Origin of the sequence: Acidibrevibacterium fodinaquatile, assembly GCF_003352165.1 — a bacterium.
Taxonomy (GTDB): domain Bacteria; phylum Pseudomonadota; class Alphaproteobacteria; order Acetobacterales; family Acetobacteraceae; genus Acidibrevibacterium; species Acidibrevibacterium fodinaquatile.
Genome location: NZ_CP029176.1, coordinates 2,755,682 through 2,770,478 on the forward strand (window position 1 = coordinate 2,755,682; position 14,797 = coordinate 2,770,478).

The following is a 14,797-nucleotide window of genomic DNA, read 5'->3' on the forward strand; positions in this document are numbered from 1 at the left end:
CGTTGCCCACAATCCCCCAGCCACCACAGCAGCACATGGCATCAAGAGATGGCAGAAAGGATGAAACGGATCGTGCCGTCCGGCTGCGGTTGAAGTGGATCGCAGCATATGAAGAGGTCCGGGACGCCGGTGCCGTCTGCCGGCGCTTCGGCGTTTCGAGACCAACACTGCGGAAATGGCTGCGCCGATATGAGGCGGAAGGTGAAGCAGGTCTCGTGGAGCAGAGCCGTCGCCCGCACAGGTCACCAACGCGGAAAGTCGGACAGGTTCAGGAGGCGGTGATCGTTCGGCTGCGGCGTGAACGGCGGCTTGGCGTCAAGCGGCTCCGTATCGAACTTGAGCGGCTGCATGGCCTGCGCCTCGCGGCATCGACGATCCATAAGGTTCTGACCCGCCTCAACCTCAGCGCGCTGCCACGAAAGCGACGGCCACGCCACGTTCCGAAGCGATACAGCCGTCCGGTTCCTGGCGACCGCGTGCATTTCGCTCTTTTTCTGCCTTTCTTTCTGCCTCTCTCCCCTCAATTTTTATTGTCAACATTCCCCTCTGGCATCCCAGGAACTTGCTCCCGCCATCCAATTCCGGCTCGCCATCATCCTGGCCAGCCATGATGCCGCAGCCCCGTCAGTGAGGTGGCGGTTCCCTTCCAAGAGAGGAGGGTGAGGGCTTTCACCTCGGGCCGAAGCTCGGCGTTGCCGTTTTCGTGCTTGCCAAGGTCCGCGGCCTTGCCGTCTGCCCCGAGCCTTGGCGCCGTGCCCGCCTTGTGCGGGCACGGCGCCGCCGGTTCCGCGGTGCCGACAGTGATGGCGATGGGAGGCAAAAGAACATGGGGGGAAAATATTTCTAAAATCGTTGGCACGAAAATTGTACCCGGCTTTCTGCCAGTCATCGGCCAGCGCTCATGGTAAAGAGCGGTTAAGGAATTGCCGCTGTCGAGGCCCATGCAGTAACGCTTCGGCCTGTCATGACGGCTGCAGGAATTCTTCGGCGCTTGATAGTTAGGTGGAAGGCGATGGGATTGAAGCCGTTGGCCTTCGTCTCGCATCGTCTGGTGTGAGGACAGTCACGCAAGAGGAAAAGCGATATTTTTTCGCGCTTTGTCTATTTTTCTCTTGAATCTATTCAATAGAGATAACATCTCTCATATCAAGAGGCGGGAAAACATCTTCTTCCCTCTCCCGCGCGCCGGGCGCCCCCCGGAAACAAAGCGGCCGAGCATGGTGTTGGAACCACCATACCCGGCCTAACCCGCAACATTGGAGGCATCAATGTCACGAGCTGCCAAACACCGTAGCACACCGAGTTCCCTGTCGGGAGTCGCCGTCATTTCCTCTCGCCCCAAGGCCCGGCATCATGGCCAGAGTGCCCGTCATGCCGCGCATAAGCGCCTTGGTTCCCTGTCGGGCGAGAAGACCTGGCGCGAAGTTGCCGACCGCGGCCTCGAAATCGTCATCTGCATCGGTCACATCGTCGGCGTCGTCATGCTGGTCGTCGACCATTTGTTCTGACCCGTCCCCAACATCAGCACAGCCGCGCCAAAATGGCGCTCGCCGAGGGCAAGCCGCCTTCGGCGAAACTCTTGCGCGCGGCGCCGCTGCTCGAGCAGTTCCGCATTGCTGGCCGCGAGGCGCTTTGCCTGGTCGGCGCCGGGGCGGGGCATCCGCACCCCCAGCCCAGGGCCGGCAAGTCTATTATGATAAGTAGTCGTAGCGCAGCGCAATGGTTCCCCCAGGAAAATAAGCAGTCTCCCGCTCTGCACCCTTTCTTCGTGGTCCAATAATAAAATATTGAAATAAAAATGATATTCCCACCTTGGCGATTGCGATGAGCATCCTTGATGCTGAACTCCGCAGCTCAATCGCGGTCGAAATCTCGGAGAATCAGCCCTCCCTTCAGAGCAAGTGATACATACGAACACATAGCCATCCCAAGAGGCCAATGATAACCCAAAGACCAGCCCCAAGACCCAGGCTGACGATGATGCCATGTGCGGGCCTGAGGTCATCGGCAGGGTCTTGGTTATAATCGGTATTCGGCGACGCTAATTCGTCAGAAGTTGATGCATCATCATTTTTTACAAATGACGACGTATTATACTTAAAGTTTCCACGAAGAAGAGCGATAAGCCACGGATTGCGAAAATTAACGCGCCCAGGCCTGCGACGGTCATGGAGAACCTCGCCATCTGTTGCAAGCGACCTCTTGGTATGTTCTTTTTCACTCACGGACGTTTCCTTTTTTTAGTTTTTTGGCGCTTGATTTATATTTTTATTTGCCGCGCGGCATCTGCAAATTCTCAGCTATTGTGAATAATACCGACCGGTAACTTGCCATGCCCCCCAATTCTGCATGCCGCCATCCACGCCGACGGCACCGTTTGCGCCCGCTGATACAGCGGTGACAGTGAAAGCCCCGCTCCCGCCAGCGCTGGACGAGAATGCGCGGATAACCCCGCGATAGCCTTGGCGAGGCAGGAAATTTGGCCTCATCTGCCTGCAAGCTGAGAGCGCGGCACAACCAGCGCGGTCACAGGTGCCGCTACCGCTCTACCCGCGGCTTTTATGGCCCGACACGCGAGGTCTTCGCCTACCGGACGAGGGGAGCGCGCCACTGTGCAAGTCACGCGAGCACTCGAGCGGAGTTCTCCCCATGCCGCTCTTAACCTTAACCAACTCGACGACAAGCGGTCTTTCGGAGAAACTTGCCCCCACAGTCCATTACGGAAGCCGATATTTAGGCGAGATGAATCTGGCTGGTCGGCACGCTGGTCACGCCAGCGATAGTGATTTTGGTACCGTCCGAGAGACTGATTACGGTCGAACCGCTGGCAGTGGTTTGCGTCGGCTGGGTTGTGCCATATCCGTAGAAGTCCAAGCTGTCGTTGCCGTTCCAACCCTGAATCAAATCGTTGCCGCCATCCGCGCCATTGATAAACTGGAAGATATTGTGGCCGCTACCACCCACCATGGTGGCGTTGGCGGCACTGGCGATGAAGTAGTTATAGTACGAGCCACCCATTAGCGTCGCGGCGTTTCCGGCACCGGCTTCGTTGAAGAGCACGTTTGCGCCAGCGCTCCCGCTGGCGTTCAGCGTCGTGTTGCCGGAACCGGCCACAAAAATATTGCCATTTGCATCGCCATTGAAAACGACGTCGCCGCCACTCTCCGCAAACACCGTTACCGAGTTCATTCCCGAGGCTCCGGCAATGGTATCGGTACCGTTCTCGACGAGCAGGGTGAAGGCGCCGTGGCCGGCATTGTAGAGGCCGCTGCCGCTGAGGGCGAAGGCCGTGGTGTTACCAAGCCCGGCGGTGAAGGTCGAGGCGGCACCGGCGACACTGCCCGGCTGATTCACAAAAATCATCGTGCCGGATGACTGTGCGTCACCAACATAGGTGCCGCCGCCCACATTGGCGAAAACCGTCTCCGGGCCGACGCCGGCCATCACCGTGTTGGCGCCGCCATTGTTGACGACTTCAAGTGTGCCGTTTTCGCCGTAGAGAACCGCGCCGGTGCCGTTCTGGAACACCGTGCCCTGGCCAGTGCCACCTACGATGGTGTCGGCACCGAAAGCACCAATTGTATCAGCCCCACTGCCAAGATAGACGAGATTATTTTCGCCGCTGCTATCCTGGATAAGATGATTGCCGGTGCCCGCAACGACGGTATTGTGGCCAGCCCCATCCAACAGAAGGGTCCAGTTACCGCCGCCGGCCGAGGGGCCCATGAAGGTGTTGTTGCCGCCCGCCGCGGCCAGTGTGCCAGATTCCCCAACGCCTGCCCAGAATGTCGTGCCTCCGGAACCCGCGACCACGCTCTGGTTTTGGCCACTATTACCTTGGATGGTGCTGGGGCCTGAGGCAGTATTGATGAGACCGTCGAAGCCGGAACCAAGCACGATGGCGGCGGCGGGCGTGTTTTCAATCGCGAGCAGGCTCGGTTGCGCTGGATTCGGCGCTGTAGAACTTGGATTCAGGCTGACATAGAGGCTAGGATTACTGAATGTCGACAGGAGGCTGTTGAGCAGCTTGGTTTGAAAAGCGCTATTATCACCAGTGCTGAAATTTAGCGCAGTGCTTATGCCGTTTGCACCAGGAACCGTAACACTCGTCATGGCCCAAGCCTCCTTCTTTCCGCTGCCGAGCGGTTAGCATCTGACGCTAATAAATGCAACCTTTGCGTGTATTGCGCACCCTCTGCGCCTCCCTGTCTCCGCGCATCAGGGCATCGGGCTCGCAGGGACAGTTCCCCGACGTAGCAAAAGGATGTGCCATACTTGGCTGCGGCGTCACGTATGGACCACCCGCGGCTTTCTCCTCGGCCGCGGTTGGGGGGCCGTTCCCGTAATCACCACCTGGGTCTCGCCTTCCCGCCGGTCCCATCGCTACCGAGGAGGTCTGGGCCTTTGCCCCGGATTTCTCCTGGGCGCGCACCTTCTCCGGCTTCTACCGTCTCGGCACCCCGCATCCCGGCGAGCACCGCCTCGCCTCGGGGCGCTGAGGCAGCGGCCAGAAGCCAAGGGGCGCCAAAACGGCGCCCCGTCCCGGTAAACCCGGGGCGGCGTGTGTGTCTGCGCTTTCCATTGCCCCGACGAAAGGGACTACCCTGCCCCCCGGTCTCATTTTCCAGGTCCAGCTCAGACAGAGAAAGCCGGGGATTACGTCAGGATGGCTGTTGCCTGATAGATTTGGGCTTGCATGGCGTCGGCGAGTGCGCAAAAAAATTGGCGGCCGAAAAGGCCGCCAAGTTTAGGGAGGAAACGTCCGAGAAAGCGGGAGGCATGGCCTCGCGCAGGGCGAGATATAACGTCGCCGCGTCTGACCTCACCTTAAATTTGTGCAATGCAGCGGAAAGCTGTCGGTAGCGTTGCGTTTCCGCCACATGTCAGCGCGTTGCCCCGAGTAAAATATGCACCGATTTTTCCTCATGCTGCCAAGCCGATAGTGAAGCCATCCCTTTTGGGCGCGGCTCGGACATTATTTTGTCCGGTGGCGTTGGCCACCCTTCCCGGGCTCGGCGGCGACCTGGAGGGGGTTGTCGTTAATCATGATTTTACCATATCGTGCGTCGCCGTCGTCGCTGGGACAGCCCGGAGAAGCAAAGCCATGAACCGTAATAAGATGCCTTACGCGGCAAGGAAGCGTCAGACTGCCGCTATGATGTTGGCCGCCTGTTTCATCGGCGGCGGACTGCTCGCACAACCCGCTTGGGCTAAAGGTGGCGCCGGAGGCGCCGGGGCTGGCGCTGGCGGGGCTGGTGGTGCGGGGGGTGCCGGTGCGGGCGCGGCCGGAGGGGCCGCAGGAGCGGCGGGCGCCGCCGGCCATGGCCCCGGGCCGGGGCATGGTACCGTCGGCGTGGTCGCGCCTGTTTCGACGCGGCATGCGCAAATATCTTCGCCGCGACCAGTGGCCTTGGTTCATACCACACGACCGTTCCGCAGCCATTACGCCACACACGGTCAGTTGACCGCGGCGCTCGGACCGCTCAACGCCGCGCATGCCTCGCCAACGGCCCTCGCGCACGCCTCGCCGCGTTCGATGGTCGGGAAAATAGCAACCTATGACCGCGCCATGCTGTCGGCCTTGTCCATGCCGACGCGAACCCCGCAGCAAATCGCCCTCCGTCAACAGGCCATCACCAACGCGCGTGAAACCCTCGCCGACGAGACGGGACGCACCCTGACGCCAGCCGTCGTCAGCCGGGTCGACCATTTGCTCGGCCTGCCGCCGTCGAACCCAACGCTCGGAACCGTCTCGACGACGCCACGCCTGGGGCCACCCATTCCTATCCAGCAGGCAACGCTTCCGCCACCTGGGCCCGCGCCGGCACCGCCTGGGCCAGCGCCCGCGCCGCCAGGGCCGCTCGCCGGGCCAGCGCCAGCACCCGCCCCAGCACCACCAGGACCGCCGCCACCAGCCCCGCACACACTCGGGCCGCTCGCAGGCCCGGTACCAGGGCCCGCCCCGGCACCGCCTGGGCCAGCTCCCGCGCCGCCAGGGCCGCTCGCCGGGCCAGCGCCAGCACCCGCGCCAGCACCACCGGGCCCAGCGCCCGCGCCGCCAGGGCCGGCAAGTCTGTGATAAGTAATCGTAAAGCAGCGCGCTAACACCGCGCTGCTTTACGAGTCCACCTCAGAACAATAAGCACTATCTCGCTCTACACCCGTTGTTCAGGTTCTGTAGCGCGCCGAGACAATTTGCATCTGTCATGCCCTTGGCGCCGTCTTGTACTATGCGGGGCCGTGATTTCTCGGCCAAAAGCGTATCGCAACCAGATTTTTTTGATATTCAGCTGAAAGTCCTGCCATCAGGTCAAGCCGCTGCCCGGGCTGCCCCGCATCGCCGGACTCGAGAGGTTATGTCTCTTCGTGCGGCTCCATGCCACTGAGTTGCTGGACAGAAAGTGTCCCAAAACGGTGCCTCATCCGGCTTGCGCCGCTGGCCGCCGCTCTTTTCGCGGCCCCTCCTGGAGACGCTGCTTGAGACGGGCGCGCTCGGTGAGCAAGCGCCCTATTTCCGCCACGGCCGCCGCGTCGAGCGCCTCGAGCTGCCGGTTGATGGCCCTGATGCGGGCGGTCGCGCGCAGAAACGCGTGCCCATAGGCATCCGCCAGCGAGACCTCACGGTCCAAAGCCAGCCTGGCAACCGCGTCCAGGAATGCCCCGAACCGTGCCCCATCGCCACGCGCGCCGCCAAGCGGCCTCCCGAGAACCTGCTCGGCCACCGACAGCATCTTTTCCGTAAATTCCCAGGCCGGATGCGGCTGGCGCAGCGCCGCCGCCCGCTGCCGGCCACCACGCGCAATCGCATCGCCGCTCGACGCACCGACCTCTTCCTGTATCCGCGCTACCGCCCGCCCGCAAAACCGCGACAGCGCAGCAAGCCGGACCACCCAGTCACCACCTTTGCCCCGTCCTTGCGGCAGGTCTCCGTGGCGGGCATTCCGGAACATCGCCAGCAAATCGTCGCTCGGCATCTTGTCGTCGACATCGGACAGGGGGAACGGATGCCGCAGCAGGTCCATCACCGCGGATGGACAGGTATCGAGACACCGCGCCAGTTCCCCGCTCAGCGTCTCGATACGGCGCAACACCGCCACCGCGTCCTTCAGCGTCGGCCCTGCCTCCCAGGCGGCGAGCCGCTGGCGGTATTCGCCGCCGAGCAGGGCAAGGGTAAGATGCGTGCGCTCATTCCCTGCTCTCGCATCATCAGCGCCCAATGCCCGCAGCAGCTGGGCATAGGCCGCGACCTTGGCCTTTACCGTTTCAGGTTTTTCCGCCATGGCGCCCCCGGATATTTGCGCCTTCGTACCCGCCCCAAATTATCGCCCGGTAAAAAATTGTCCGGGATGCGGGCGACAAGTCACGTCCAATCGGCGGTTTACCGGGAGACTTTCGTTTCCAAAGCAATCCGCCCTGCTGGCGCGGGGGGTTGGGTCCATGAATTCCCCGCTGGCTTCGGTCATGCTCAGAGAGTCGCAACCCATACCCTATACCGAGACCAATGCCACCAGCCCGCCCAGCCCGTACCGAGCCTGCCAACCCCGAGGGCGCCCGCCATGGCGATGCCGCACCCCGCGGCACGGCGGTTCACGGCCGGCCGGGGCCGTCGACAACACTGCAAGCGCTGGCCCGCCAGCTTGCCCGCCGGGCTGCGGCAGAATGCCGCGCCAAACTGGAGGGCAATGCCGATACTCCCCTCCGCGATGCCGCCTGAGCCGGGAGAAAAATTCTTGACCGCCGCGCCCGGCCCCGCCCATCGTTCCCATTCCCGCCGCTTGGAACCACGCCCATGACCCTCCGCGCCGTCATCTATACCCGCTATTCCTCCGATAACCAGCGCGAGGCGTCCATCGAGGACCAGTTGCGTCTTTGCAAGGAACGCCTCGTCCGCGAGGGCTGGGAACTGGTGCAGGTCTATCGTGATGCCGCGCTCAGCGGCGCCTCGACGCTGCGCCCGGGTTATCAGGCGCTGCTCGAAAGCGCGCGCGAGGCCGCCTTCGACGTCGTCGTCGCCGAAGCCCTCGACCGCCTCTCGCGCGACCAGGAAGACGTCGCCGGTCTGTTCAAGCGGCTCAAATTCGCCGGCATCCGCCTCGTCACCCTCGCCGAGGGCGAGATTTCCGAACTCCATGTCGGCCTCAAGGGCACGATGAACGCCCTCTTTCTCAAAGACCTCGCCGATAAGACACGCCGCGGCCTGCGCGGGCGGGTCGCCGCCGGGCGCTCGGCCGGCGGGCTCTGCTATGGCTATGACATCGCCCGCCAGCTCGACCCCAATGGCGAGCCGGTGCGCGGCGCACGCCGCATCAACGAGGCCGAGGCGGCCATAGTGCGCCGCATCTTCACCCTCTTTGCCGGCGGCGCCAGCCCGATTGCCATCGCCAAGACGCTGAACGCCGAAGGCGTGCCCGGCCCCGAGGGGCGCGCCTGGCGCGATACCACCATCCGCGGCCATGCCGGGCGTGGCACCGGCATCCTGCGCAATGAACTCTATATCGGCCGCCTGGTGTGGAACCGCATGCGCTTCCTCAAAGACCCGGCGACCGGGAAAAGGGTATCGCGGCCGAACCCGCGTGCCGAGTGGGTTATCGAGACGGTACCGGAATTGCGCATCGTCGACCAGGAAACCTGGGAGCGGGCTGCCGAGCGGCTCGGCGCCATTCGCGCCGCCTCGCGGGCCGACACGCTGCCGCCCGGGTTCTGGGCGCGCCGCCGGCCGCGGCATGTGCTGACCGGAAAAATCTTCTGCGGCAGCTGCGGCGGCGCCTTCGGCGCCATCGGTCGCGATTATCTCGGCTGCACCGCCGCCCATCGTCAGGGGGTCTGTGCCAACCACGGAACCGTCAGGCGCGATGCGCTGGAAGACCTGATTCTCGGGGCGCTGCGCGAGCAGCTCATGGCGCCGGAACTGGTGGCGGAATTCGTCGCCGAATTCGCCGCCGAGTGGAATCGGCTGCAAGCCGCCGCCGGGGCCGAGGCGGCCAATCTGCGCAAGGAGCTGGCCGCGGTCGAGCGCAAGCTCGCCGGGCTGATTGACGCGATTGCCGAAGGGTTCCGGGCGCCGGGGCTGCAACAGCAGCTCGATGACCTGGAAGCGCGCAAGGCGGGTCTGGCCCGGCAACTCGCGCAGGCCACCCCGGCGGTGCCGCGGCTGCATCCCAATCTCGGCGAAATCTATCGCGCCAAGGTCGCGGCGCTGGCCGAGGCCTTGACGGGGCCGGATGGGCAGGAGGCTTTGGAGATGGTGCGTGGCCTGGTGGCGCGGGTCGAGGTGCTGCCTCCCGCGGCGGCGGGCGAGGCGCCGGAGATTGTGCTCACCGGCGAGATTGCTGCGATGGTCGGGCTTGGCCTTGGGCAAGCGCCGACGCGCCCCGGTGCAGGGGCGACGCCAGGCGCCGTTGCCGGCGCTGGTTCCGATTTGTTTACGAGTTCGGTAAAAGTGGTTGCGGGGGCATGCAACCTCCGACAGTTGACCCTCCTCCCCGTCGCCTGCTGAGCGGCGCCGAGGCTCATTCCGATGAGCGCTCTTCAAGTGGAAACGCAGATAGCCTTAAAACTGACATGGAAACCATGAAACTTGAATGGCACGCTTTTATGCGCTAATATACACCGATAGTATGATTTTTGCACTCGGGGTGGATGCAGCATGGGCACTGTGCGCAAGACTATCACCTTGACCGACCAGCAGGATGCTTGGATTAAGGCGCAGATCGACCATGGCCACTACACCAATGACAGCGAATATATCCGCGACCTTATCCGTCGCGAGCAGGAACGCAGCGCCGCAATCGACAGCATCCGTCAAGCCTTGATAGAAGGCGAAAACAGCGGCGAGCCCAATCCTTTCGACCCGGCAGCCTTCAAGCGAAAAATGAAACTCTCGCATGGCTGATTACCGACTTTCGCCAGCCGCAGAGCGTGATTTGGAGGATATCGCAACTTACACCCGCGACCAGTGGGGAACCGAGCAGGCAAGCCGTTATATCGACAGGCTGACCATCGCCTTTGAAGAGCTCGCCCGCGCGCCCAAAGCCGCGCCAGCTTGCGACCACATCCGCCCCGGGTATCGACGGCGCTCCGTCGAGCGCCATATGATTTACTTTCGTATTGCGCCCTATGGCATCGCCGTCGTTCGCATCCTGCATGACCGCATGGATGCCACGCGCCACGTGTAAGCCTATGCCTCGCCGCGCCGCCCGGCCAGTGCTCGACGCCATTGTGGAGATTTTCGGCACGCAAGCGGCGGAGTGTCATATCAATATTAAAAGAGCGGGCACCCTTCAATACGCTTGGCAATAACATGCATGCACCCCACGGGCGCGGGGAATGGATTGCGCAATCATTCGCCTATACAAATTAATTACAAATTATATTAATTCTGTTCAATGGTTCATATATGCTACGCGTCTTTTGACCAAAAACCGGCCGAGACCAAAAAAAGCGGTCAGACCCCCAAAAATAGAAAGAGAGGATGGCTCATCCACTGCCGTCTCGGCATTTGCAGGAGTCCATGTATTTGTTGTCGTTCCTATATTTTTCGGGATACCGCTATTTTCCAATGAACCGATACTTATTAGCGCGCCGGTCGGATTTTTTGTTAAATTGTCGAGATTGTGCATTGCACTCATTGTTGTTTCCAAGCCCCCTGTTGACAGCCCAGACAACATGCCACCCGACAAATTACCTCCATAATTTTGGATAGCGCCGCCGTTATTATTTTGCTCTGATGAATTATTAGTAGTATTAATATAAGATATGACACTATTAAATGTAGTGCCATATACATTGTCATTATAGCCAATTAAATCTTTTTTGACTCCTTCAATATTGCTTATTATATCTCCGCCGCCATCGCCTATATCAATAACTATTCCATCATCTAACTTTACAATGGATGTTTTATCTTCCAAGATAGAAAAACTACCTCCATTTTCCCCTTGGGCAGCATTAAGTTTTAGCCCATCTTTTTTGCCAAAGGCATTTGGCCCTTCGTTCGCGTTCTCTGTATCGTAATTTCCAAATATACCCTCTCCCTCCACTATATCACCGCCATACAATAATAGCCCAACCACGCCTGTTGACGCCAAGATCAGCACATGGAGTGCATGCTTTTTGTTCATTTATATTTCAAACTTATTACACAGATGCGCACTATATATCCCGTATGTGCCAAATATTAAGACGTAGTATGTTTATAGAGAAATAGCCAGGAGATTGCCACCAACCATGGCTTGTGGAGCCGACTGCGGATTCCGATGAAGTCGGCCATGCATTCCAACTTGAAGCCGGCCACTGCTTCCGAACTGAAGCCGGCCGGGGTTCCGATTTGAAGCCGGCCACCTGAGCGTCTTCGGTTGGGTCTGGTTGAATGATTATCGTGTCCTTGTTTTGGGTCAAGTTCGGGCGTGGGCCGGTGCCGGATCGCGCTTTTTACGGAGGCTCTCGCCGGTGAGTTCGATGCGGTAGGCGTTGTGGACGAGGCGGTCGAGGATGGCGTCGGCGATGGTGGGATCGCCGATGATTTCGTACCAGCGCTCGACCGGCACTTGGCTGGTGATGATGACGGAGCGCATCTCGTGGCGGTCATCGATAATTTCCAGCAGATCGCGGCGTTGGTCCGCGTTCAGGGTCTCGGGGCCCCAATCGTCCAAAATCAACAGGTCGAGCCTGGCGATCTGGCGCAGTGTTCTGGCGTAACGGCCATCGGCGCGGGCCAGCGCCAGGGCAGAGAACAGCCGCGGCACCCGGTGATAGGCGGTCGAGAGATCCTCGCGGCAAGCCTTCTGGCCCAGCGCGCAGGCCAGCCAGCTTTTGCCGCCCCCGCAGGGGCCGGTAATGAGCAGATTATGCCGGGCGCGCACCCAGTCACAGCTGGCGAGTTTCAGGAACTGTGCCCGGTCGAGGCCGCGCGGGGCGCGGTAATCGACATCCTCGACGCTGGCGGACTGGCGCAATTTGGCCGCGCGGGCGCGGCTCTCGAAGCGTTTCTGCTGTCGCAACGTGGCCTCGTGCTCGAGCAATAAAGCCAGCCATTCGGCATGGGCCAAACCGGCAACCTCCGGCCGGGCGTCGAGGTCCTTGAAGGCTTTGGCCATGCCGTGCAGGCCGAGTTTGAGCAGCAGGTCGAGGGTCGGGTGGGTGAGCATGCTTGTTCCTTTCAGTGGAAATCAGTGAAAATATTCGGCGCCGCGCAGATTGCCGTGGGTCAGCACCGCCTGCGCCTCATCTGGCGGGCTGGCCGTCTGGTCGAGCTTGCTGGCGATGATCGAGGCAATGCTCTTGTAGTTGAACGCGCCAAAGGCGACCGCTCGGGCCGCCACCGCCTCGGCGCGCGGACGGTCCAACTCCTTGAACAGCCGCAGGATGCCAAGGCATGTCCGAAACCCCTGTTCCGGATGCGGCCGGTTGGCGAGGATGGCGATGATCAGCCCCTCGGTCTGCGGGCCGATCGATGCGCCCCATGAGCGGAACCGCTCCGGCGTCCATGCGGCGTAGCGCCGGTGCGCGCTCGGCATATGCTCAGGGGCAGTGCCGTGCCTTGGACCGCCATAGCGGCGCTGATGCACCGCGACCCGCTTGCCTTGGTGGAAGATCTCAACCATCCGCTCGGTGGCGCGGGTATCGACTTGCTGGCGGATCAGCTGATGCGGCACCGAGTAGAAAAAGCCGCAGACCTCGACATGATAATCCAGCGAGACGCGGGCAAAACCCCACTCCGCAAACTCATGGTCGGTCTCTGGCAATGCCGCCAAAGCCTGGCGTTCGATCGTCTCGAACAAATGCCGCCGGCTGACGCCGAGCCTGCGCATGACATGCGCGTTGATCCGCTCCACCATGCCGGCAATCGCCTGGTTGGCTTCAGCCAGAGAGAAGAAAGTCTGCTGGCGCAACCGGCCCAGAATGTAGCTCTGGGCAAAGCGGACACCGGCTTCCACCTTCGCCTTGTCCTTCGGGCGCCGCGGCCGGGCCGGCAAAACACCAACACCGTAATGCGAGGCCATCCGGCCATAGCTCAGGTTGATCTCTGGATCGTAGAACGACGCCTTGTTGACGCCGGACTTCAGATTATCCGGCACGATCAGCCGCGGCACGCCGCCAAAAAACCGGAACATGCGGCTATGCGCGCCGATCCAATCCGGCAGCGTCTGGGTCCAGCTCGCCTCCGCGTAGGTGTAGTTCGACGCGCCCAGCACCGCGACAAAAATCTCCGCCATGCGCACGATGCCAGTTGCGGGATCGGTGATGCCCAACTTTTTGCCGGAATAATCGACGAACACCTTGTCGCCCGCCCGGTGCTCCTGGCGCATGACCGGTGACAGCCGTGCCTCGAACTCCCTGAACAAATCGCAGAACCGGCTGTAGCTGTACCCTTCCGGATGCCCGGCGCGATATTCCTCCCACAGCACCATCAGGTTCACGCCCGGGCGCTTGAACTCGCAGACCAGCTCGCTCCAGACCGGCTCGGCGCGCCGGCGCACCCCCCGCGGCGCGCCGCTGCGGGCAAACAGCCGCTCCTCCAAAACCGCATCACTGAGGTCGGCCGGCAACGGCCACGCCAGCCCCGCTGCCTGCGCCCGCTTCAGATTGTCCTGGATCGTGCTCCGCGCCACGCCCAGCATCCGCCCCATCGCCCTGGCGCTGATGCCGTCACTGGCCAGCCGTAAGGTTTGTCGTATCTGCCGCATCGTCAGCTCTCTCTTCGCCGGCATCCAGCCCTCCTCGTTGATGGTAACGAGAGGACAGTTGCCCGAGTTGCTGACCCAGCCGAAAACGCTGAAAAATCCCCGCCAGGTGGCCGGAATTAAATCGGAATGGTGGCCGGCTTCAAATCGGAACGCTGGCCGACATCAAATCGGAATCCCCGGCCGGCTTCCGTCGGAATCTGCAGCCGACCGCATAATCAACCAAATGCTCACGCTGTCAGGGCCTTACGGCATGCTCTGCTCGGCAGTCTCAAGGGCGAAGTAAACCCAGGCTGCTGGGCTATGTGATGTGCATCCGCAAGAGCAATGACCGCCCGACGTTCTGGCTATTCGGTATCCTCTTCCAGCAAAGCATTCAGCAGAGCGTGCCGTGGCGAGGAGAATGGATTGACCACCGTCACCCCGGCCCAGGTGAAGCCTTCCTGAAGATCCTCGGACAAAAGCAGACGACACCCCGCTTGCGACGCGACCGACAAGATAACCGCGTCCCATATTCCCAGTTGGTGATCCGTCGCGAGATCGGCCGCCGCCAGCATGACTTCGGGCGAGGTTTCAACAATGGGAAATGTGTCGCGCCAACTCAACAAGGCATCGCGGGCATCGCGGCGCGACTTTCCGCCTTTGCGGACGAGCACATGGAAAAGTTCGCCAAGCACCTGCGCCGGGATGGCGGCGGCCTCTTGCGGCAATCGGCGAATAAGGTTCAGAGCGACATCACGCCGCTTTGCCCCATTGATGCCTTCTGCGTAGGCGAGCACGTTCGTATCCAAGGCGATCCTCACCGGTCGTCCTCGTAGAGTTCGTCGCGGGTCCATCGCCCAGCATGAAGGACGGGCTGCTTTTCAAGGCGGGAGAGCAGGGTTGAACGCGCGCTGGTCGCCACGCCTCCATGCTTGCCCACGGGGATAAGCCGCGCGACGGGCTTTCCGTGGCTGGTCACGACATAACTACGCCCCTCCCGAATCCCGCGCAGAAGAAGCGAGAACCTGCGATTGGCATCCGCAGCCGAAACGGCTTCTTCCATGCCACCCTCGATAATGTAGTTATATTACGTACTATAATGACCGCACCGAGAATTGCAAGCCTCCTCAAGA

Annotated in this window: 17 protein-coding genes; 7 read left to right on the forward strand and 10 right to left on the reverse strand. The window is 61.4% G+C overall.

The features are described from left to right. The first annotated feature begins 35 nt into the window (after positions 1-35). The gene (locus DEF76_RS20370; RefSeq protein ID WP_162800644.1) at positions 36-611 is read left to right on the forward strand and encodes a helix-turn-helix domain-containing protein; all 576 of its coding nucleotides are present in this window, start codon (positions 36-38) and stop codon (positions 609-611) included. Here DEF76_RS20370 and DEF76_RS13140 read toward each other — a convergent pair. Beyond that, positions 593-943, reverse strand: coding sequence for a hypothetical protein (locus tag DEF76_RS13140; RefSeq protein ID WP_114912724.1), 351 nt, complete (start codon positions 941-943; stop codon positions 593-595). The genes DEF76_RS20370 and DEF76_RS13140 overlap by 19 nt on opposite strands. Before the next feature lie 325 nt (positions 944-1,268). Here DEF76_RS13140 and DEF76_RS19410 point away from each other — a divergent pair, with 325 nt between their 5' ends. Together DEF76_RS19410 and DEF76_RS13150 are read left to right on the forward strand one after the other, a co-directional pair. Further along, positions 1,269-1,508 (forward strand): hypothetical protein, encoded by a 240-nt coding sequence (locus tag DEF76_RS19410; protein WP_162800645.1) that lies wholly within the window; start codon positions 1,269-1,271, stop codon positions 1,506-1,508. A gap of 32 nt (positions 1,509-1,540) precedes the next feature. Beyond that, on the forward strand, positions 1,541-1,780 hold the full coding sequence (locus tag DEF76_RS13150) for a hypothetical protein (protein ID WP_114912726.1): 240 nt from the start codon (positions 1,541-1,543) through the stop codon (positions 1,778-1,780). Positions 1,781-1,892: 112 nt separating this feature from the next. On the opposite strand, the gene DEF76_RS19415 is transcribed toward DEF76_RS13150, so the two are convergent. From DEF76_RS19415 to DEF76_RS13165, 4 genes are all read right to left on the reverse strand, one after another. Beyond that, positions 1,893-2,225, reverse strand: coding sequence for a hypothetical protein (locus tag DEF76_RS19415; RefSeq protein ID WP_162800646.1), 333 nt, complete (start codon positions 2,223-2,225; stop codon positions 1,893-1,895). Positions 2,226-2,733: 508 nt separating this feature from the next. Next, positions 2,734-4,113: a beta strand repeat-containing protein gene (locus tag DEF76_RS13155; RefSeq protein WP_162800647.1), complete on the reverse strand. Its 1,380-nt coding sequence runs from the start codon at positions 4,111-4,113 to the stop codon at positions 2,734-2,736. 1,670 nt (positions 4,114-5,783) lie between these two features. Continuing rightward, positions 5,784-6,071, reverse strand: coding sequence for a hypothetical protein (locus DEF76_RS19420; protein WP_162800404.1), 288 nt, complete (start codon positions 6,069-6,071; stop codon positions 5,784-5,786). 348 nt (positions 6,072-6,419) lie between these two features. Next, positions 6,420-7,280 (reverse strand): hypothetical protein, encoded by an 861-nt coding sequence (locus DEF76_RS13165; protein ID WP_114912728.1) that lies wholly within the window; start codon positions 7,278-7,280, stop codon positions 6,420-6,422. Between the two features lie 221 nt (positions 7,281-7,501). On the opposite strand from DEF76_RS13165, the gene DEF76_RS19425 reads away from it, so the two are divergent. The 4 genes from DEF76_RS19425 to DEF76_RS13180 all read left to right on the forward strand — a co-directional run bounded on the left by DEF76_RS19425 (position 7,502) and on the right by DEF76_RS13180 (position 10,175). Continuing rightward, on the forward strand, positions 7,502-7,714 hold the full coding sequence (locus tag DEF76_RS19425) for a hypothetical protein (protein WP_162800648.1): 213 nt from the start codon (positions 7,502-7,504) through the stop codon (positions 7,712-7,714). A 75-nt stretch (positions 7,715-7,789) separates the two neighbouring features. After that, positions 7,790-9,496, forward strand: coding sequence for a recombinase family protein (locus DEF76_RS20205; protein ID WP_114912729.1), 1,707 nt, complete (start codon positions 7,790-7,792; stop codon positions 9,494-9,496). 150 nt (positions 9,497-9,646) lie between these two features. Further along, positions 9,647-9,892 (forward strand): type II toxin-antitoxin system ParD family antitoxin, encoded by a 246-nt coding sequence (locus DEF76_RS13175; RefSeq protein WP_114912730.1) that lies wholly within the window; start codon positions 9,647-9,649, stop codon positions 9,890-9,892. After that, the gene (locus tag DEF76_RS13180; RefSeq protein WP_114912731.1) at positions 9,885-10,175 is read left to right on the forward strand and encodes a type II toxin-antitoxin system RelE/ParE family toxin; all 291 of its coding nucleotides are present in this window, start codon (positions 9,885-9,887) and stop codon (positions 10,173-10,175) included. The genes DEF76_RS13175 and DEF76_RS13180 overlap by 8 nt, the downstream gene beginning before the upstream one ends. 207 nt (positions 10,176-10,382) lie before the next feature. Here the strand turns inward: DEF76_RS13180 and DEF76_RS19430 are convergent, their stop codons facing one another. The 5 genes from DEF76_RS19430 to DEF76_RS13200 all read right to left on the reverse strand — a co-directional run bounded on the left by DEF76_RS19430 (position 10,383) and on the right by DEF76_RS13200 (position 14,727). Continuing rightward, positions 10,383-11,120: a hypothetical protein gene (locus tag DEF76_RS19430; RefSeq protein WP_162800649.1), complete on the reverse strand. Its 738-nt coding sequence runs from the start codon at positions 11,118-11,120 to the stop codon at positions 10,383-10,385. A gap of 273 nt (positions 11,121-11,393) precedes the next feature. After that, positions 11,394-12,146 carry an IS21-like element helper ATPase IstB gene (gene istB, locus DEF76_RS13185; protein ID WP_114912732.1) on the reverse strand — a complete coding sequence of 251 codons (753 nt, stop codon included), beginning with the start codon at positions 12,144-12,146 and terminating at the stop codon, positions 11,394-11,396. Positions 12,147-12,167: 21 nt separating this feature from the next. After that, on the reverse strand, positions 12,168-13,685 hold the full coding sequence (istA, locus tag DEF76_RS13190; RefSeq protein WP_408842814.1) for an IS21 family transposase: 1,518 nt from the start codon (positions 13,683-13,685) through the stop codon (positions 12,168-12,170). 344 nt (positions 13,686-14,029) lie between these two features. After that, a complete protein-coding gene (locus tag DEF76_RS13195) occupies positions 14,030-14,473 on the reverse strand; it encodes a PIN domain-containing protein (protein WP_240319006.1) in 444 nt (147 codons plus the stop codon). A gap of 8 nt (positions 14,474-14,481) precedes the next feature. Next, positions 14,482-14,727 carry a type II toxin-antitoxin system Phd/YefM family antitoxin gene (locus DEF76_RS13200; protein WP_114912734.1) on the reverse strand — a complete coding sequence of 82 codons (246 nt, stop codon included), beginning with the start codon at positions 14,725-14,727 and terminating at the stop codon, positions 14,482-14,484. Positions 14,728-14,797 lie beyond the last annotated feature (70 nt).

Bases quoted from the DNA above. Each gene is read 5' to 3' on its own strand.
- DEF76_RS20370 (WP_162800644.1), top strand. From the start codon at position 36: ATGGCATCAAGAGATGGCAGAAAGGATGAAACGGATCGTGCCGTCCGG.
- DEF76_RS13140 (WP_114912724.1), bottom strand. From the start codon at position 943: ATGGGCCTCGACAGCGGCAATTCCTTAACCGCTCTTTACCATGAGCGC.
- DEF76_RS19410 (WP_162800645.1), top strand. From the start codon at position 1,269: ATGTCACGAGCTGCCAAACACCGTAGCACACCGAGTTCCCTGTCGGGA.
- DEF76_RS13150 (WP_114912726.1), top strand. From the start codon at position 1,541: ATGGCGCTCGCCGAGGGCAAGCCGCCTTCGGCGAAACTCTTGCGCGCG.
- DEF76_RS13155 (WP_162800647.1), bottom strand. From the start codon at position 4,113: ATGACGAGTGTTACGGTTCCTGGTGCAAACGGCATAAGCACTGCGCTA.
- DEF76_RS13165 (WP_114912728.1), bottom strand. From the start codon at position 7,280: ATGGCGGAAAAACCTGAAACGGTAAAGGCCAAGGTCGCGGCCTATGCC.
- DEF76_RS19425 (WP_162800648.1), top strand. From the start codon at position 7,502: ATGCCACCAGCCCGCCCAGCCCGTACCGAGCCTGCCAACCCCGAGGGC.
- DEF76_RS20205 (WP_114912729.1), top strand. From the start codon at position 7,790: ATGACCCTCCGCGCCGTCATCTATACCCGCTATTCCTCCGATAACCAG.
- DEF76_RS13175 (WP_114912730.1), top strand. From the start codon at position 9,647: ATGGGCACTGTGCGCAAGACTATCACCTTGACCGACCAGCAGGATGCT.
- DEF76_RS13180 (WP_114912731.1), top strand. From the start codon at position 9,885: ATGGCTGATTACCGACTTTCGCCAGCCGCAGAGCGTGATTTGGAGGAT.
- DEF76_RS19430 (WP_162800649.1), bottom strand. From the start codon at position 11,120: ATGAACAAAAAGCATGCACTCCATGTGCTGATCTTGGCGTCAACAGGC.
- istB (WP_114912732.1), bottom strand. From the start codon at position 12,146: ATGCTCACCCACCCGACCCTCGACCTGCTGCTCAAACTCGGCCTGCAC.
- istA (WP_408842814.1), bottom strand. From the start codon at position 13,685: ATGCGGCAGATACGACAAACCTTACGGCTGGCCAGTGACGGCATCAGC.
- DEF76_RS13200 (WP_114912734.1), bottom strand. From the start codon at position 14,727: ATGGAAGAAGCCGTTTCGGCTGCGGATGCCAATCGCAGGTTCTCGCTT.